We start from the raw sequence: 19,656 nt of genomic DNA, 5'->3' as shown, positions 1-19,656 counted from the left end.
GCAATGTTACTCAATAATGTATCGAAAATAGTTGCTAATATTGCTTATGTAGAAAGTCTGGTATGAGGGAGCAGGGGACATGATAATCAATGGTTTTAGTTAAGGGGGACATAAAAGTTAATGAAGAAATTACATACAAATCATTTACATCGTGAATCAACATTTACCTATCCATTTGAAACATTTGAAGATACAAGTACAGGAAAGGGCTATCGGCGAATTTCTCCTAAAGGCATACTTGCTCATTATCCTTATTTTTATTTAAACATGTTTAACCAAGCAGGCAACACACTCCTGATGATTTTAGAGCATGAAGGTAATAGAAATATATTTCTCTTAGATATGGAGAAGGAAACGGCTAAACAAGTCACTTTTTATCATAAAAGCGATGGGTTTCAAGATTTTGGACCAAGATTTGGACCAGATGGTTCCACCCTGATCTATGTTGTCCATAATCAGGTGGTTCGTTTAAACATAGAAAGTGGTCATGTGGACGTATTATATGAACCAGAAGTAGGCTGGGAAACTTATAGTGTTGTTGATGGTTCATCCGATGGGCAGTATTTAGTCACCATTGATTTTCTAAAATCAGATTATGTCAATAAAGATAACAGCAATTGGGAAGATTTTATGCTTCAAGGACAAAGAGGCTTAAGATCCAAGTTATTAAAGATACATATTGAATCTAAAGAAGTAGACATGTTATTGGACACTTTTTATTATGAAGCATATGGTTTAAAAAAGAATCAATGGTTAGGTCATCCTCAATTTAAGCCAGGGGACAATCATATGATATCTTATTGCCATGAAGGATTTGGTGGTACAGTAGATGCACGGATATGGTTAATGAATACCATCACGAGAGACATTCATTGTCCAAGAAAACATACCTATGAAGGGGAGATTATATCCCATGAATTTTTTACACATGATGGTGAAAAATTGGGCTTTGTGAGAATTGCTCATGATGATTCAGATAAAGGTAGCCTACGATTTGTTAATATGAATACATTTAAGGAAGAGACCATCATGGACTTACCCAGATGTTCACATTTTATAACCGATGCAAAGGATAACTATATCATTGCAGATGCAGATTACCCTGCAAAGCCTTATCTTTATTTTATTGATATAAACAAGAAAAAAACAATCCCATTACTGTTACACAATTCTTCAATGAAAAGTTATGGTAACACACAAGATGCACATCCCCATCCTGTATTTACGCCAGATAGTAACCATATCCTATTTGTTTCGGATATGGAAGGATATCCAGCCATTTATATGGCATCTGTTGAAGAATTCGTTAGAGAGGATAAAAGGAATGAATAAACATAATGAAAAGTTAAAAAAACAATTATTTGAAAAACTTGACCGATTGGGAAGGTCATTTGAGCCTTTTCTATATGAATCCAATATGAACGTGGTACAATCCTTGACCAAGTTGGGGTATCAAGAAGATGATATTCGCCGTATCGAACTATTTGATTGGTTTCAAGGTGTAGGGTTATATGGTTATTATAAAATGTATGCACTAACAGGTAATCGGAAACATCTGGAGACAATCATAAAATATTTTGACATAAGGATTGAAGATGGATTGCCACCTAAAAATATTAATGCCATGGCACCCATGCTAACGTTGCTTTGCCTAACAGAAAACCCACATGTTGACCCTTCAAAAAAGAACGTGTATGTAGAAATATGTAAGGAATGGGCAAATTGGCTGTATGAAAAACATCCAAGAACCCATGAAGGAGGCTTATCCCATTTAACCTGTGAAGCTGATAACGCACAAGAATTATGGGATGATACGTTGTTTATGTCCGTATTATTCTTAGCAAAAGCAGGTGTGGTGTGGCATAAGCCCCACTATATTGATGAAGCAATCTATCAATTTTTATTACATAGTAAATACCTTCTTAATAAAGAAACAGGTTTTTGGTACCATGGGTGGACTTTTGATGGTTATCACAATTTTGTTAAGGCACAATGGGCAAGAGGTAACTCATGGATTACCATTTTTATTCCAGAATTTCTGGATATCTGTAAAGACTATGCCATCAGTCAATCGGTATATCGATACATGATTAACATCCTTACAAAACAACTTGAAGCATTATGCAAGGTACAGGATCAGTCTGGATTATGGCATACGTTATTAGATCATAAGCAGTCGTATGTGGAAACAAGTGCTTCAGCTGGGTTTACCTATGGTATCTTCAAAGCAATGAATAGTGCTATCATAGATCACGACCAAGCTAAAGATAAATACACCACCTGTGCCATGAAAGCAACAGATGGCGTATTGACTTACATCAATGAGGAAGGTGTTTTAGAACAAGTATCCGGAGGAACTGCAATGGGAAAAGATAGTTTGGATTTTTACTTAAATATACCCATTGAACCCAAACCTTACGGTCAAGCAATGGCCATGTTAGCATGTGTTGAAGCACTAGACTTTTTAGAAAGGAATGATTGCAATGATTCATAGTATAGGTATACGTGCCAGTGATTTTGGAAAACTTGAGAGTGATCAATTAGCAAAGATCGTTAGAAAAAATAATCTGAATTCGGTCCAATTGCCACTCCATAAGGCGATTAAAGGCATTGATAGTATCAGCGATTATATAGCAAAAGAAACGTTGCAAATGATAGCCAATCATTTTAAAAGGGAATGCGTCTCAATTGCTGTACTAGGTTGTTATCTGAATTATGCACACCCCAATAAAAGAATACGTGAACAACATCTAGAAACATTCAAAAACCATATAGCATATGCTAATGATTTGGATGCGCGTGTTATTGGTACGGAGACAGGATCAGTTTTAGCTGACTACGCCTTTCATCCAGATAATCATACCAAAGAAGCTTATTTAGTATTTGCAAGAAGTTTGGAAGCTTTATTGATAGAAGCGCAAGAAAAGGAAGTCACGATTGCTATTGAGGGCGTCGCAGATCATATCATTCATTCGAATAAAAAGATGAAACAAATTATAAAAGATATGCAGTCAAAATATGTGAAGGTGATTTTGGACCCTGTCAATTTATTGACAAGTGACAATTATTTAATGCAAGAATCTGTTCTAAAAGAGGCATTTGATTTGTTTGGAGATGATGTTTTAATTGTTCATTCAAAAGATTTTAGGGTTCAGGAGAACAAAATTATCGAAACATATCATGGTACGGGAGATTATAATTTTTCATATTTAGTCGAGGCGGTTTCAAGTTCGTCTCAATCCATTGATATTTTATTAGAAAATACGAACGTTAAAGATTTAGAGAATATCTTAACCTTATTTCAATAAATAAAAAAATAAAGGTGTTAATTTATCGTTTCAGCATGATTTATTTTGTGACGGAGTGTAAAATTTAAACGTTAGCAAAGGCTTTGAAAATAGTTATAAAGGAGAAATAGATGAAAATCAAGTATGTGAAGGAAATTGGTAACAGTAATCATCCTGAAATTCTCTATTGGTTTTGGACACCAGATATGATAAAAAATAAAACCTATATACAGGAATTAGAGCAGATATGTAAAACAATGCCTTTTGATTTATTATTTCTTACCTCTAGAGATGGGCTGTCCTTTTTTGATTACGATGATGTGGTAGTACCCTTTAAAGAAACAGTAGAAAGAGCACATGAATTAGGTGTGAAAATAGGTCTCCAATTATGGCGGAATGCCGAAGCTGTAGGTATGGATGATGCTTTAGCCTTGATTGTTGAAGGTGAAGCATTATTAGATGATGATGGCATGTTGGAATATGAAGCACATACAAGAGGTCATCGCAATCAAGAAAGTCTAAAAAGCGAATTATTTAGCGTTGTATTATTTGAAAAAGTTGGAGCAGGGTTTTATGCAGAGGATTCATTGATGGACATTACGCAACAATGTCAAGTCCTATACTCAGATGAAGAAAGAATAAAAATTAAGATTGATGAAGGGGTAAAATATGCAAGGTACACAGCCTATATCTTAACGGCTCATTATCATAGAAGTCCAGATTTATTCAGTCAGTTTTCGATTAATAGTTTTAATGACGCCATTAATAGGTATGCAGAGATTCCATTTGATGGCATCGGGTTAGATGAGTTCAAATCCATGCCAATAACGCCACCTTTTCAAGCCATGTGGAAACCTTTTAGAGAAAGACTTTACGGAAAGGCATTTGCAGAACGATTTTATGATAAAACAGGAATGGATTTAAAACAGGCTATATTTGAGATGAGATATGTGCCTGAGAATCATAAGGGTATGAGAATCAAAGCGATAAATTATTATTTTGATGTCTTAAAAGAAGGCCCCATTATGGTGGAAAATTTTGTTTATGAGTATGCCAAGAAGGTTTATGGAAAAGATATATTTATCGGACTTCATAATACGTATCATAATAAACTAACCAATGATGAAATATGGGAAACAGGGTGCATGTGGTGGGACTTACCAAGAGAGTATGGACAAACCGATGAAAATATGTCTTACCCAGTAAGAATGGGCATAGCATGTTCACATCCTAAGCCCATTGTGTACGATATGTATTATACGGAAGGCAGGCCATATCCAATCTATGAAAAAGCAATGATCGATGCAAGGTATAATAATCGCATTCATTATCATGCCTATAATGATCGTCGTGAAAATAGATTTAACATGAAAAATGAGCAGTTTTCTAAAACAATAACAAAGATAGAACAAAAAATTAGACTATTAAATGGGTTTAATGGACCACTGCCTAAATTGGATTTATTAGTGGTATTTGGTCGTCCTGCATTGGCAAATTGGTATCCTCATAATGAATATAGGAATGCATATGATATCAATGGTGGGTTATTTATATTAGAAAAATGCCAAGCCCTATGGGATGCTGGGGTTATGTGTGGGTTAGTTCCAAGTGACAAGATTGAAAAAGGTCAATTACGCATTAACAGTGAAAAACAAATAGAATACAATGGGCATGTATTTGATTCTATTCTATTCTTGAATCCTGAATACGCCAAGCAATCTACTTTAGATTTTCTAGAAGATTGTACGCATACAGATAGTACGGTTATGATTGATGGAAAAGCTAATTATGATTTTGAAGGGAAAAGTTGTAGTAGACAGTTCAGTCGTATTGCTCAAAAAGCAGAGCTTATAGAATTTTCAGTAGATAAAGTATTAAGCAAGGGTATAAAAACAAACCCTATCAAACAGGGGTGTATGCTGGAGGATGGTTCTGTTGTTATGACGGATTTGACTTCTATTTTAACGAATAAGCCATTGACGTTTAAAATAAAAATAAATCATCATGTTTATGAAGGACGTTATATAGGTGTAATGGCGATTAAAGTAGATGAAAAAGGCAATATCGTTAAATTCGTTTGTGGTGGATTCAAAGAATTACATAGAGATAGACAAGTCATCATATCTGTTTCTAAAAATACAGATATAATGATTAATGCATTTGATAAAGAGGCCAATATTATATTAAAAGGTGAAGAAAACCATGTAAGCATTGAATTATTGAAGCTATCATTTGATTAGTAAAAAATAAGTTTCATTTAGTAAAAAGTTATCATGTTACATCCTTTGAATTGATTTTTACCATGGAGCATAGTATAATAGTTTCATATAAAATAATCAAGATTCACATAGTGAAACAAAAATGAGTGCTGTATAGCCAAAATCAATAGGAGGACAATGAATGATGAAAGATTTCTCAAGCTATCAAGCTGTGACAGACCAAGAAGTAAAAAGCGCCATTCATCATGCAGTGGATATTGTAAAAAGCAGCTTACCAGAATTTACACATTTATTTAAAAAAGATGCCAGTGTGGATAATTTCTACAAACCTGAGTCTAACGACAGTTGGACCACAGGATTCTGGACAGGACAGATTTGGTTAGCCTATGAAAATACCAATGACGATAGGTATAAGCAAGCAGCTGACATCCAAGTAAAAGATTTTCTTAGACGGATTAAAGAAAAACAAAACGTGGATCATCACGATATGGGCTTCCTTTACAGTTTATCCTGTGTTGCAGCTTATAAGTTGACAGGGAATGAAATGGGGAAACAAGCGGCCATTCTTGCAGCGGACCAACTGATTAGCCGGTATCAACCAGTAGGAGAATTTATTCAAGCATGGGGAGCATTAGGAGCAGCGGATAATTACAGGCTCATTATTGACTGCTTACTTAACCTGCCCTTGTTGTATTGGGCAAGTGAGGTAACTGGTGATGATAAGTATGCTCATATTGCTAAGAAGCATATAACCACCTCTCTAAAAAACATCATGAGGGATGACCATTCCACTTACCATACGTTTTTCTTTAATCAAGAGACAGGTGAACCCCTTAAGGGCGTAACTTGTCAAGGTTATCGTGATGGTTCTGCTTGGTCAAGAGGCCAGGCATGGGGTGTATATGGTGTTGCTCTAAGTTACCGCTATACAAAGAATCCGGCTTATATACCAATCTTTAAGGATATTACCAATTTCTTCATTGAACACTTGCCACAAGACCTTGTGCCTTATTGGGATTTTGACTTTACCGATGGCAGTGATGAACCAAGAGATAGTTCCGCAGCAGCTATCGCTATCTGTGGTATGCTTGAGATGGCTAAGTACATGGATAAAGAAGACAGTGAGTACTACAAAGATGCAGCCCTTAAGATGCTCAAATCATTGATTGATCATTATAGTGTTAAAGATCCATCCAAGTCCAATGGACTAATTCTACACGGTGTGTATGGTAAACGTTCACCCTATAATACCTGTGGCAACAGCGGTGTAGACGAGTGTAATACATGGGGAGATTACTTCTATTTTGAAGCTTTAACACGCTTAATCAAGGATTGGGAGTTGTATTGGTAGATACCATGTGTGTGTAGGTGCCTACATAAATAAAGGAATAAGTTATTTTATAGTATAAGAAGAGGTGGTTTGCTAATGGAACAAATACTTCCATTGCAAATGGCCTCTTTTTCGTTATCACTAAACCAACCGTTTATTGCGTATAAAGAAAGCAATACTGCCAATCATACGCATGATAGCAACCACCACAAGAGCAAGATAGATGGATGTCATATCCTTAATCCATACACTTAATAGAGGCGCTATGGTTGCTGATATATTAATTAAAATATTGTAAACAGCAATATAAATGGTTCGATTTTCATTGGGTGTAACTTCCAACAGTAAATTAAACAACGTTAAGACAGTCCCTGCCACAAAGACACCAACGGACATGACAAAAAAGACCAGAACAAACAAACTTCTGGATATGGCATAAAAAATAGGTGTAATGGCCATGCCCATGGTAGCAATAGCCAAAGTAAAGCTATTGCCTTTTTTATCGGCTAATTTTGCCCAAAAAATAGAAGCAATAATGGAACTTATACCACTGGAGATGGTCATGATGCTCAGCCAAGACTCATTAGCGCCAAGGTTCTTAATGGTATAGATACTGAATAATGGCCATCCCATCTGCCAACCAAAATGAAAAAGAATGGAACATACAATAAAGGATACAAATTTTCTATTGCCAGGTATGCTTCTTATGGTATCTTTAAATAAGGTTAAATAGGCTATTTTATGTACATCTGGTAGGGCAACTTCTTCCTTATGGCTTTTGAACTTAAGTAAAGAGACCATTTCGATGATGCCAAATAAAAAAGCAATACCAAAAAAGATTTGATATAAGATCAGCGTATCTTCTGGCGTTTTGGGTACCAACGTGAGTACCTGCCCGGCTATAAAGGAAACAATTAGTCGGAAAAAATCCGAAAAACGATTACGAAGGCTCATGGCACGGCTCCGCTCACGAGGGTTGAATATATCACCAATGGAGGATTGATAGCCCATGATGGCAACGGAACCTGGGAAATTCATAAGTCCAATAAGTACAACAAATAAAAGGGGTTGATTAACAGTTCCTAAAAAGGGTACAAAAATAATGGATAAGTAGATGAGTTTTTGTACCAATAAAAACTTACTGGTTATTGTTGTTTTGCTCTTGGCTTTTTCTATCATCAGTGCCCCAGGTAAAAAGGCAAAAACACTTAGAAGAGCAGGAAGCGCATTGAGAAGTGCAAAATGATAGTCATTAGCACCTAAGCGTTCAGCAAATTTTGCATAATATGGTTTAACTAAGTTTAAGGATATAGCAAAGGCCACACCATTAAACACATTAATTTTTAAATTATAGTCTGATCGTTGTTTTTTTGTTACGACTTTATTTTTCATCATAAGACCCCTATACATTACCTTCATGAAGTGACTTAAATGTATACATATGACTGATTGTAAAACCATCTTAGCAAAATGTCAATACATGACCTTGCCTAATTATAGTAGATAGCCCTACCTAGATAGGTCATAAGTATTCAGAAAGCATCGTCACGAATCATAAAGACGTAAGACGCCCATGGTTTATTAATTAACCATAATCATAGAAAGTATATGATTTAAAGCAATATATAATGTTACCTTATCCTATTTTATAACGGTCACCTATGACACTTGAAAATATTATGATAAAAAACATGTTTTTGCTTACACGAAACACAATGATAAACATGGTATAAACTATCAATATTCATCAATCTTCATCATATTAATTCAAATAATTACAAAAAGTATAAAAAGTCATAGACAAATTATGGTAATTCCTTTATAATAAGAGCTACAATGAGGTGAGACACGTGATAAAAAACAGCAAAGCAGAAGGATCGGTGACGGTTTTTTTGAGTTGTATTTTACTGATTATTATCGTATTTACATGTACGGTCATTGATGGTACACGTATACAAATCGCTAAAATGCAAGCATTGAGAGCTCTACGGTCTGCCACCCAATCCGTTATAGCCAATTATGATGTAAACATGGCTCATGAATATGGTATGTTTGCCACGAAAGAGGATGAACAGACACCCATAGACGATCAAATAGAAATGTATGCTTTAGCAGCATTACAACCTAAGAAAAATCTACCAGAATTAAATCAAATGCATCAACTATTATATAAAGACCCCCCAAAAGACCCTTTTCAGTTATACGATTATAATCTGGAAGTATTGCATATAAAACCCACAAGTAACCTGGTTGAAGGCAATACCGATTACATACAACTCCAGATACTCGAATACATGAAATATCGCGCTCCTATGCTTCTGATTGAACCCTTTTTAGAAAAACTTCAGCTCATTACCAAGGCGACCAAGACAACAAAATATGTAAAGAAGAAGATGGAAGTGGAAAAGAGCGTAACAGAAATTGATGATTTATACCGAGAACTTGAAAAGTACATCGACGGTCTTCATATAACGAAAAATGGTCATATCACCTATGAGGACTATTTTGTTAAAAAGATGGCATACCAAAAAGAACAAGACAAAACCTTTCTTAACACAATTCCAGATGACGCTGTAAAACATACATTGAATCAGAAAATTTTTCGTCTCTATGAAAAAGAACCGCTAGTGACCACGTATATGCATCAATTTGACCGTCATCGTGGCAGTATGGTATCAACGTACAAACGTTTATACCATATCAGGCAGCAATTAAGTGAAAAAAGAAATGAGCTATCAAGTCTGCAAAGTGACATAAGCGCTAAGCGTTCTGAGCTTTCTCGTTTAATAGCGGCTCAGATGTTAGCCATTGATGATTTGAACGAGGATGGAAGTCACGAAACGGAAGATGCGTATACATCAGACGCAATAAGGCAGCTTGAACATATGGTTTCTGAGCTTCAAACAAGTATGGATGATGTTTCTGAGAGGATAAATACGCTAGAGCAAGAGGAACGCGCATCACATGATCATTTTCATCATGAGACAGAGAAAGTGTATCATGCTAGAGAGCGTATGCTGTATCATGTGCAGTATATCAACACTTTAGCCTTGTATCGAGCTGCTAACCACCATGCTTTAGATGTCATAGAACGGATAGAGAAGGAAAGTTTTCATATAAAACAGTCCATTAATGGACTTGAACAAGAGTTGAATCAGCATAAAGATGACTTAATTGAATCAGCTGTTACATCCATGGAAGGTGAACTAAAGACCTTGAAAGGGCGATTAGCCATCCCAGATGATCCTAAGAAAACCTATCATCTGACCAATAATGTTGTAGCCATGAAAGATGAGTTGGAAAAAAACATCAAGCAATTAGAAACCATAGTACCAGTGGGACAAGAACTGTTTCAATACATGAACAGGTATCATCTCTATTATATGCTCCATCAACAATTTGACCCACATACAGAAAACCAAGTGCTACGGGCTTTTATGCAAGAAGTCAATCAGCAAACAGGTCAACCCTATTTCTCTTATCCAACGAATTATATACAGAATTTAAGAGGTTTTACAGATCATGGATTTGTAGCCCATGTATCGCAACAGATGAAAATCATTCATACAGGACTTCAAGGTTATCATTATGACTACATGGCTTTTGACTACGGTGATATGAGGACATTGAGCAAAGAGGAAAAAGAAAAGCAAGACCCAAGAAATCACGTAACCAAGATATCCGAGAATAGCTTATCCATAGAGGCAAACCATGATGTAACAGGTGAAGTGAATACCACCATACGACCATCTATAGCCCATCCAGATGAGTCTCAGCCATTGGTTACAGATGAAAAAATGGATTTTATCAATGAGAAGCAAAATAAGTTTATGGATAAATCCTTGGATATGTTTTCTCGTATAGGGGATAAAATCAGCAATACCACCATGAACCTTAGAAATGAACTCTATATCAATGAGTATATTATGGGTCAGTTTGCAACGGCTACAGACCATGGACAAGGTGGTGACCCAGTAACCTTAAGTGGTTATCCTAAGGATACCCATTACCTCAACCATGAAGTGGAGTACATTCTTCGAGGAAGCCTTCATGAAAAAACCAACTTACAATACGTGTCCCATACCATCATGGGGATACGCTTTGTGATGAACTACCTACATCTACTTACCAATACGGAAAAACGTACGTTTATCATGGGGGTAGCTACGTCTATTGCAGGGTGGTGGACCTTTGGTCTGGGTGTTTACATTGTTGCAGCGTTAATGATGGCTGCGTGGAGTTATGTGGAGTCCCTTGTGGATGTGAGGTATTTACTTGAAGGTAAGAAAGTACCTTTTCTAAAGACGAGAACAGATTGGTATACAAGTTTTAATGGTATTGTTAAAGGCATTGTGGAAGAAGTAGGGGACTATGCTGCCGATCAATCGGTGCAACTCATCGATGCCCTATCAAATAGTGTTCAACATCAGGTGTCTTATGTGGCTTATCGATTTAACGATGATGTGGGGAGCTATGTTCAGAATAAAATGGGAGAAGTTCTAGACCAAGCGGAGCGAACAATTCAATATTCACTGGATGAAGTGGACAGGGTAGTTGATGGCATTATTGATGACACTTTTCATCATATCCGTGACGAAATAGGTGAAAAACCAACGGCTAAGGATTATCATCAGATAAAAGATAGTGGCTTAAGCAATCACCTTATAACCATCATCTATAGGGATTATGGTCATCAGATTATGGAGGCGTCTTACGCCGAATTACTCACCATAAAAAAAGAAATTCTGAGCAAAGCCAAGAGAAAAATTGAAAACACAAAACAAGCAATCGTTAGTAAGGTTACGGGGCAAGTTGAAGGTATATCCGATCAATTTGAAAATAAAGTGAATCAATTGGTAAAAGAGACGGCTTCTAAGTATAAAGATGTCACCAAGAAAGAAATTAACCGAATCACCACAGATATTCAGAAAAATATTGATGAAACATTAAACCAACGGTTAAATGAGGTATGGAGCCAGCCCATAGAAAAGAACTATGCATCGTTGATGCCAAGTTTTTCGTACAATGATTATCTGCGACTGATGTTATTGATTGGTATTGATGATGATTTAAAACTGTACCGTGTCATGGATTTGATTCAGTTCAATCTGCAAAAAAATAGAGAGGATTCGTCATTGGTTCTAACGGATTATGGGGCAGGTTATGAGGTGACTGCGGAAGTATCTGTTAATTATATGTTTTTTGGACTTCCTTTTATGCCAGAAAAATCAAGGGATAGAGCCAAAAACAGGTACACATTCACCATTCGTACAGCTATGACGTATTAAACATGAGACACCTTAAAGGAAATGAGGTATAACCCAATGAAAAAATTACAAGGGTCTTTAACCGTAGAAGCAGCCGTTGTACTACCTATATTTCTCATGGCCATCCTTTCCGTGGTATATATCATTAAAATCATGTTTATTCATGAAAGTATTCAATATGCTTTGTCTGAAACCGCTAATGAAATGGCAACCTACGCGTATCTATTAGAGAAAACAGAGCTACTAAACGCTGAACAAGATATCTATCAAACAGCCCTAGGGAAAGCAGGCAATGCTAAGGATAATCTGGATACCATGATACAACACTCAAAATACCTCTATAGTACCCTTGAAGGAGCACGTACCTATGTGCGGACACATGCTTTAAAACCTTCTAATGGTTATGAGGACATGGAGGGAAAGTCATCTCTAGGAGCCTACATTAAAGGCTATACAGAGCACGCGAAGCATATTAAAGATAATGTATTTCTTCAAGCAATAACAGCCTATGACAGCATAAACCATATCATCACATCTACAGAAACCCTTTTACACCAGATGGAGAGTACCCTTATGAATCAATGTCTTGTTGAAGGCATTGAAGTTACCAATAATGTTGTAGGTACGAAGATGGCGGAAGTGTTCATGAATCAATATCTATCGGAAGAACAATTGGATAAATGGTTTATTATAGGGGGAAAAAAGGGCTTAGATTTTAAGCGTTCCAGATTTATGTTAGCAGATGAAGATATTGATCTGATTGTATATTATGACCTTGCCATACCCATCCCTGTTCCTGGCTTAAAGAAAATAGCCATGTTACAACGTGTAAAAGTGCGAGGGTTTACTGGCAATGGGAACAGTGAACAAGTATATGTGAAACCTGAAGGTATAGCAAGTAGAAGCTCTGAAGGTGAAGATGAGCGGATTGTTTACGTTGTTGAAGGACGCTCAGTCTATCATTTCTATCGCAGATGTGTACAAAAGATAAGTTATCCCATGGATTACGTACCAGAACGGCATCAATCTAAGCTCTGTGATAGGTGTTCAAAAGGCATTGATAAGGATACATTACTTACGGTTTATCATATTCCAAGTGAGAAAGGTACCAATGGTTATCATGTGAAACCATTATGCTCTACCCATTACTCACAGAAAGTTTCAGCAATCAAACTCAGTGACGTAGGGGATAGGACACCATGTAAGGGACAATGTGTTCAAATAAGGGAGGCTTTAAATAAAAAATGACGTATATATGCATCATGGGTAGTATCTTAGGTCTACTAACAAGTGTGTATACACTTAAGATACATAGCATAAAAAAACAGAGCAGTTCTATCCTTGAAAAACAGAAATACCTGTATGCCATAGGGATAACAAGCATACTGACAGTCAGTATACTTTTCTTATATAACCGCTATGGGTTAACCAATCAATTTATTGCAATGAGTTTTATAACATGGCTATTAATGAGTATGAGTGTCCATGATATCAGGTATCGTGAAGTGCCTATGGATGCCCTTATTCTGGGTGGGGTTATTGGCGTATGCATGGTCATACTCAACCCTAATCTAGTATGGCAAGATGCACTCATAGGCTGTATAGCTGTTGGTGGAAGTTTAGTGGCCTTATCCCGTATAACCCGGGGTGCACTAGGTATGGGGGATGCATTCGTCATTAGCGTAGTGGGTCTTGTCTTGGGTTATAAGATGGCCATTGCTATTTTACTCTATGGACTTGTAATTAGTGGGGTAGTAGGCCTTATTTTACTGACTTTTCGTGTGGTTAATCGAAAGACCAGATTACCTTTGGTTCCTTTTTTACTGATGGCTTATATGCTCTTAATGGTCATATAAATGTATGATGCATGAAAACGAGGTGAGGAAATTGCAGACAAAATGGCGAGGAAGTCTAACCGTAGAAGCTTCACTTATATTCCCCATAGTTTTCTTTGCTATTGTTAGCCTTTTGTATATGAGTATCTACCTGCACGATTCAACCGTATTAAAAGCCATCACCAATGAAGCGGCAGAAAGATTTGAACTGGCTTATGCCAATCGGGTAGATATTCAATCAGGACATGTCTTGACACCAAAAGAGCGTCTTAGTAAAGGGTTATATTGGCGATGGGCGAAGCAAGGAGGATATGAAGATGACGTTAGCGCTTTTATCAAAAAAGAAGCACAGAGGCGATTGCTGTTAAAAGATGATCAGTTGCATATGACGACAGATATAAAAAATTATATCTTGAAACAGCATTTAACCATAGAAGTAAGGAAAAAATTCAGTACACCTCTTGATCCGGTTAATCAATTATTAGGTATAAGCACAGGCATAAACATGGTTGTTCAGAGTAAAACCAGCATGAGGGATCCGGCAGAAGTTATTCGAAACATGGACTACTTGGATGATTTATCGGATTATCTTGGTCCAGTAAAAGCAGCAAAAGAAAAATACAGAGAAAAAGTAAAAGACATTATAGGTTTCTTTGAAAACTTATAGTCTACATGATACGAAATGTTATCATGACATGGGATAAAGTTTAGTATATTGGAGGTTAAGCATGGAAGTCTTACATGAGAGATTACTTTATTTAGAAAATAAAGTAAAGGAACAGCAAAGACTGAATAAGCGATATCACAAAGTCTTAAAGGAACGGCACGAACTGATTCAAAAAAGAGACCAGCAACAGAAAAAACTTGAAAGAGATATGCAGCATAAAGAGAAACTGCATAAATTCACACTGGAAAATATTATCTATACCATCTTCTTGTTAAAAGAGAAAAAACGTCTAAAAGAAGAACAAGAAGCCATGGTAGCAAAATTAAAATATGACAGCTATGTAAAAGCAATCGGGTCGATAAATAGAGAAATAGATGCCATAAAGCATCAACTAAGTACATATGAAGTACTGATGGATGAATACAGACAAGCCGTAAAAATAAAAGAAAAAAAGATTTTATTACAAGAAACAGAAGAGGCGGATCGTTTATCGGCTGTGAATAATAGAATCGTTACCTTAAAAAGTCAAAATCAAGAAATGAAAGAAGCCTACATAGCAGGTGAAGATTTACGCTTTACCTTAAAAAAAGCAGAAGCCCTCATCGAAAAAGTTCAAAATTTAGGCTTTATTCAAATACGTAATGGTGGTATATTAGGAGATGAACAAAAAAACTCCATTGGTGAAAACTTAGGGATATTTTTTGATATTCAAAAGCTCGTGAGAAAATATCTAAGAGAATTAGGTGATATTGCTGAAGAGTTTTCAGAAGATGTACATATTGAAGATTATTTAACCTATGTTCATTATTGGTTAGATGGACTTTTTGAGGAAATGATTGCAGAAGGTAAGCTGGAAGGTATTATGACAAGGGTTGAAGGTACCAGGTGGGATGTCATTGACCTTAACCGTCAATTGCATCACAAGCGTTTATCCATTGAAGAAGAGATACTCAAGCGTTCAAAAGAGAGAAAGCTTATTATTGGGCATCAAGAAATCTTATAGTACATGACAAAATAATGATGGTGGGTAGATTACAGGAGAGTATAAAAAGGTGGCGCACATGATAGAGGAAGCACGAAGTATATTGAAAAAAGTATATGGCTATGATACCTTTAAACAAGGTCAAGAAGAAGCCATAACACATATTTTGAATAAGCAAGATACCATGGTCATCATGCCAACGGGCGGGGGGAAATCCATCTGCTATCAGATACCTGCTTTACTTTTTGATGGGGTTACGATGGTTATTTCCCCTCTTATATCCTTAATGAAAGATCAGGTGGATGCTCTTGATTCAGTAGGCATTCAGGCTACATACATCAACAGCATGCTGACGTATCAAGCCATTAACCAGCGATTAGATGATGTCATAAAGGGAAAATATGACATCATCTATGTTGCACCTGAACGGTTGGAAACAGAAAGCATTCAGCAGATGGCCAAGGAAATACAGATTGCTTTTATTGCTGTGGATGAAGCCCATTGTGTTTCCCAGTGGGGACATGATTTTCGTCCAAGTTATAGGGCCATCCATGACTTTATTGAGAAACTTCCGGAGCGTCCCGTTGTAGCTGCTCTAACAGCAACAGCAACGGAACGTGTACAAGAAGACATGATTCAACAATTAAAATTACAAAATCCTGCATTAATAAAAAACGGGTATAACCGTGAAAATCTTACGTTTACTGTCCTAAAAGGGGTTAATAAACATCATTTTATCGTGGATTATACCTCAAAACACCAAAAAGAAGCAGGTATTATCTATGCTGGCACCCGAAAAGAAACAGAAAAAATATGTAAATTATTGCTTAAGGAAGGCCTCCGTGCAGGTATGTATCATGGTGGTATGGGTCCAGAAGAACGAAAACAGAATCAAGAGAAGTTCTTATACGATGATGTGGATGTGATGGTAGCTACCAATGCATTTGGGATGGGGATTGATAAATCCAATGTCCGTTATGTGATTCACTATAATATGCCTGAGAATATTGAAGCCTATTACCAAGAAGCTGGTAGAGCAGGAAGAGATGGTTTGCCGTCTAACTGCATCCTTCTATTTGGTGCAGCAGATGTTCAGCTAAGGCGATATCTCATTGACCAATCCGAGGATTTGGATGATGTGCGAAAGCATATGAAGTATGAGAAGCTACAGCAGATGACCCAATATGCCCATGTTACGTATTGTCTGCGAAAGTATATTTTAGCCTACTTTGGAGATGAACAGATCGAGGATAACTGTGATAATTGCAGTAACTGTAATGGTCAGATTATCAAAGAAGACATGACCATCGAAGCACAAAAAATCCTATCCTGTGTGGTACGCATGAAAGAACGATTTGGCACCAAGATTATTGCAGAGGTTTTAAAAGGCTCTAAAAACAAACGGGTATTACAATTAGGTTTTCATCATTTATCCACTTACGGTCTTTTATCTAATTTAACCATTGATGCCATCAAAGACCGTATCAACCTATTAATTGCAGAGGAATATCTCCATATGACACATGATGAATTCCCTATTGTGAAATTAACAAAGCGTGGTGTGAAAGTCTTAAAAGGTATGGAACAAGTATACCGCAATGTGATGGAAGAAGAAGATGTTCAAGTAGAAGAAGTCTTATTTGAACAATTAAGGCAGCTAAGAAGAGATATTGCATCAAAAGAGCATGTACCACCTTATGTGGTCTTCAGTGATGCTTCTCTGAGGGACATGTGCAAACAATACCCCATGAACCAAACAGCCATGTTAAGGGTAAAAGGTGTTGGGGAAGCCAAGTTCAAAAAATATGGCCAGCAGTTTATAGATGACATTGCAAAGTATGTGGAAGCACACCAGATTCAAGTCGATGATATAGACATGTATAAACAAGCAGAACCATCAACCAAACCTAAGAAACAAAAGGAGCCATCTTGCTTCCTATCCGCTAAGCTCTTTTTGGAATTGCAAGATATTTCGGCAGTGGCCAAAGAACGTGCTATTCAAATAAGGACAGTGGAAAATCATATATTTGAAGCCTATACCATGGGGTTTGATCTGGATATGGATCAATTTATACCAGAAGGTTATGAAGAAACCATTCTAGAAACCATTAAAACATTAGGTACTGAACGGTTAAAACCTATTAAAGAAGCCTCAGAAGCATGTGTCACTTATAATGCCATCAAAGCGGTTATAGCCAAACACGGTTTAACATAATCATCATTTCATCCTTTTCAAATAGCAGAAAAAGGTTATAATAAAGATAATGATAAGTCTTGGGAGGTGTACGTGATGTTAGATAGAATGAAAAAAAATCTATATGAAATGTCCATCTCCACCAGAATACGGATTGTTTTTCTTCCCATTTTGATAGGCAGTATCTTTCTTATTACATTATTGGCCAACAACATTACCAAGGGTATCATTATTGAAAATGCGTCCCAGAATGTGAAACATGATTTAGAACTCATAGGAGCTAATATTGAGAATTTAATTGAAGAAGCAAACAGCTGTGCCAATGCGGCGATTATCAATGTGAATAATTATGTAAAATTTGGTGATGTGGATAACAAGAATCTTAATGATGTCCAACATGTGACCACAGCTCTTCTTATGTCAAAAATATTATTTAATCGAATAGATGCCATTACCTACGTGAATAATAAGGGAGACTATATCACCTCCATCCTATCAGTCAATGTCTATCGAGTAGGTAATATTAAGACAAGTGATTTTTTTCGTGACATACAGAAAGTGGATAGAAGGGGTGGATGGTTACCTGTTCATAAGAAAGAAGTTTTGTCTGCTGACCCCGATGAATATCATGTTTCCTTTGTAAAAAAATTAAGAAATATATTAACGGCAAAAGATATGGGATATATTGTATTAAATATTCATGAGAGTAATCTCTTTCAAGTGTATAAAAATGTAGGGTCATCAAAAGAAGTTGTCTATAGGATTGTGGATGGTAACAATAAGATTGTTTCATCGGATATTCGAGAGGAAATTGCCACAACATTTGATTTAGATGCCATAAACAACACTGTAGATACCAAATATCAAGAGATTCAGGTGGATGGAAAAACAGTTTTAGCCAATGCGATCCCCATCACCAATACGGATTGGAAAGTCATTAGTTTGACCCCCTTAGATGAACTGACGAGAGATGTGGATAAAATGACAAAAACACTGATGTTGATTGGTGGTTTTGTGTTTTTTATTGCACTCATAAGTGCCATGAAGTTATCCCAGACAATAACCAGGCCTCTAAAGGGCCTTACGGATCACATGAAAAAATTAAAAGATGGTATCTTAAGCAAGCATATAACAGCCAATCGAGGTGACGAGATCGGCATCCTTAATGATAGTTTTAATACAATGATAGACCGAAATCAAAGGCTGTTAAGACGTATTGATGAAAACGAAAAGAAAAAGAGAGAGTATGAATTAGCCTTATTGCAATCACAAATAAAACCCCACTTCTTGTACAATACACTGGATATTATTAATAGGCTTGCAGCACTTGACCGAAGACAAGAAGTCATGAAAGCAACAAAAAATATCGCAGACTTTTATCGTATTGCACTTAGTAAAGGTGATGAAATTATTCCTATAAAAAGAGAAGTGGCTTTAGTGGAGAAATATCTCTATATTCAAAGAATTCGTTATCCGGACGTTTTTGATTTTGAATTGGATGTTTCAGACGAGATTTTGAATGATGTTATTCCCAAATTTACACTACAACCCCTTGTAGAGAATGCAATTTACCATGGGTTAAAAGCAAAGAAGAAAAAGGGAATTATCCTCATTACTGGACATTTATATGAAAAAGGTATCATGCTCAATGTATCCGATAATGGTGTTGGTATACAACAAGAGCTCATTAAGAAGATTTTCTCCAGATCTTCAGAAATGAACCTGAATAAACCTTATGGGATTATTAATGTTGATGAAAGACTCAAACTATATTATGGACTGGATTATGGTCTGGAAATTATAAGTGAGATAAATAGAGGAACCACTGTACAATTAAGAATTGGCAGGGGTATTAAGTTGCAAAATCACAATTAA

Annotated in this window: 13 protein-coding genes; 12 read left to right on the top strand and 1 reads right to left on the bottom strand. The window is 36.4% G+C overall.

Features of this window, described 5'->3' with window-relative positions:
- Positions 1–120 precede the first annotated feature (120 nt).
- The 5 genes from HZI73_RS20995 to HZI73_RS20975 all read left to right on the top strand — a co-directional run bounded on the left by HZI73_RS20995 (position 121) and on the right by HZI73_RS20975 (position 6,857).
- The gene (locus HZI73_RS20995) at positions 121–1,332 is read left to right on the top strand and encodes an oligogalacturonate lyase family protein (RefSeq protein WP_212695317.1); all 1,212 of its coding nucleotides are present in this window, start codon (positions 121–123) and stop codon (positions 1,330–1,332) included.
- Positions 1,325–2,494, top strand: a complete 1,170-nt coding sequence (locus HZI73_RS20990; protein ID WP_212695316.1) for a glycoside hydrolase family 88/105 protein — start codon at positions 1,325–1,327, stop codon at positions 2,492–2,494. Before HZI73_RS20995 ends, HZI73_RS20990 begins: the two co-directional genes overlap by 8 nt.
- Positions 2,484–3,308, top strand: coding sequence for a sugar phosphate isomerase/epimerase family protein (locus HZI73_RS20985; protein ID WP_212695315.1), 825 nt, complete (start codon positions 2,484–2,486; stop codon positions 3,306–3,308). The genes HZI73_RS20990 and HZI73_RS20985 overlap by 11 nt, the downstream gene beginning before the upstream one ends.
- A gap of 110 nt (positions 3,309–3,418) precedes the next feature.
- Complete coding sequence (locus tag HZI73_RS20980) at positions 3,419–5,527, top strand: hypothetical protein (RefSeq protein WP_212695314.1); 2,109 nt, start codon at positions 3,419–3,421, stop codon at positions 5,525–5,527.
- 160 nt (positions 5,528–5,687) lie between these two features.
- Positions 5,688–6,857 carry a glycoside hydrolase family 88 protein gene (locus tag HZI73_RS20975; RefSeq protein ID WP_212695313.1) on the top strand — a complete coding sequence of 390 codons (1,170 nt, stop codon included), beginning with the start codon at positions 5,688–5,690 and terminating at the stop codon, positions 6,855–6,857.
- Positions 6,858–6,977: 120 nt separating this feature from the next.
- On the opposite strand, the gene HZI73_RS20970 is transcribed toward HZI73_RS20975, so the two are convergent.
- Entirely contained in the window at positions 6,978–8,231 is a 1,254-nt protein-coding gene (locus HZI73_RS20970) for an MFS transporter (RefSeq protein WP_212695312.1), read from the bottom strand.
- A gap of 455 nt (positions 8,232–8,686) precedes the next feature.
- Here HZI73_RS20970 and HZI73_RS20965 point away from each other — a divergent pair, with 455 nt between their 5' ends.
- The 7 genes from HZI73_RS20965 (at position 8,687) to HZI73_RS20935 (ending at position 19,656) form a co-directional block, all read left to right on the top strand.
- Complete coding sequence (locus HZI73_RS20965) at positions 8,687–12,124, top strand: DUF5702 domain-containing protein (protein ID WP_212695311.1); 3,438 nt, start codon at positions 8,687–8,689, stop codon at positions 12,122–12,124.
- 36 nt (positions 12,125–12,160) lie between these two features.
- Complete coding sequence (locus tag HZI73_RS20960) at positions 12,161–13,351, top strand: TadE/TadG family type IV pilus assembly protein (protein ID WP_212695310.1); 1,191 nt, start codon at positions 12,161–12,163, stop codon at positions 13,349–13,351.
- The gene (locus tag HZI73_RS20955) at positions 13,348–13,959 is read left to right on the top strand and encodes a prepilin peptidase (RefSeq protein WP_212695309.1); all 612 of its coding nucleotides are present in this window, start codon (positions 13,348–13,350) and stop codon (positions 13,957–13,959) included. Before HZI73_RS20960 ends, HZI73_RS20955 begins: the two co-directional genes overlap by 4 nt.
- Before the next feature lie 31 nt (positions 13,960–13,990).
- Positions 13,991–14,605 carry a TadE family protein gene (locus HZI73_RS20950; protein WP_212695308.1) on the top strand — a complete coding sequence of 205 codons (615 nt, stop codon included), beginning with the start codon at positions 13,991–13,993 and terminating at the stop codon, positions 14,603–14,605.
- Positions 14,606–14,666: 61 nt separating this feature from the next.
- Complete coding sequence (locus HZI73_RS20945; protein ID WP_212695307.1) at positions 14,667–15,608, top strand: hypothetical protein; 942 nt, start codon at positions 14,667–14,669, stop codon at positions 15,606–15,608.
- Positions 15,609–15,666: 58 nt separating this feature from the next.
- Positions 15,667–17,802, top strand: coding sequence for a DNA helicase RecQ (recQ, locus tag HZI73_RS20940; RefSeq protein ID WP_212695306.1), 2,136 nt, complete (start codon positions 15,667–15,669; stop codon positions 17,800–17,802).
- 75 nt (positions 17,803–17,877) lie between these two features.
- Positions 17,878–19,656: a sensor histidine kinase gene (locus HZI73_RS20935; protein ID WP_212695305.1), complete on the top strand. Its 1,779-nt coding sequence runs from the start codon at positions 17,878–17,880 to the stop codon at positions 19,654–19,656.

This window comes from Vallitalea pronyensis, assembly GCF_018141445.1.
GTDB lineage: Bacteria > Bacillota > Clostridia > Lachnospirales > Vallitaleaceae > Vallitalea > Vallitalea pronyensis.
The sequence above is the reverse complement of the archived record's forward strand: the minus strand, read 5'-3'. Positions and strand labels throughout refer to the sequence as shown.

Excerpts from the sequence above, each read along its gene's own strand:
- HZI73_RS20995 (WP_212695317.1), top strand. The coding sequence starts at position 121 with ATGAAGAAATTACATACAAATCATTTACATCGTGAATCAACATTTACC.
- HZI73_RS20990 (WP_212695316.1), top strand. The coding sequence starts at position 1,325 with ATGAATAAACATAATGAAAAGTTAAAAAAACAATTATTTGAAAAACTT.
- HZI73_RS20985 (WP_212695315.1), top strand. The coding sequence starts at position 2,484 with ATGATTCATAGTATAGGTATACGTGCCAGTGATTTTGGAAAACTTGAG.
- HZI73_RS20980 (WP_212695314.1), top strand. The coding sequence starts at position 3,419 with ATGAAAATCAAGTATGTGAAGGAAATTGGTAACAGTAATCATCCTGAA.
- HZI73_RS20975 (WP_212695313.1), top strand. The coding sequence starts at position 5,688 with ATGATGAAAGATTTCTCAAGCTATCAAGCTGTGACAGACCAAGAAGTA.
- HZI73_RS20970 (WP_212695312.1), bottom strand. The coding sequence starts at position 8,231 with ATGATGAAAAATAAAGTCGTAACAAAAAAACAACGATCAGACTATAAT.
- HZI73_RS20960 (WP_212695310.1), top strand. The coding sequence starts at position 12,161 with ATGAAAAAATTACAAGGGTCTTTAACCGTAGAAGCAGCCGTTGTACTA.
- HZI73_RS20955 (WP_212695309.1), top strand. The coding sequence starts at position 13,348 with ATGACGTATATATGCATCATGGGTAGTATCTTAGGTCTACTAACAAGT.
- HZI73_RS20945 (WP_212695307.1), top strand. The coding sequence starts at position 14,667 with ATGGAAGTCTTACATGAGAGATTACTTTATTTAGAAAATAAAGTAAAG.
- recQ (WP_212695306.1), top strand. The coding sequence starts at position 15,667 with ATGATAGAGGAAGCACGAAGTATATTGAAAAAAGTATATGGCTATGAT.
- HZI73_RS20935 (WP_212695305.1), top strand. The coding sequence starts at position 17,878 with ATGTTAGATAGAATGAAAAAAAATCTATATGAAATGTCCATCTCCACC.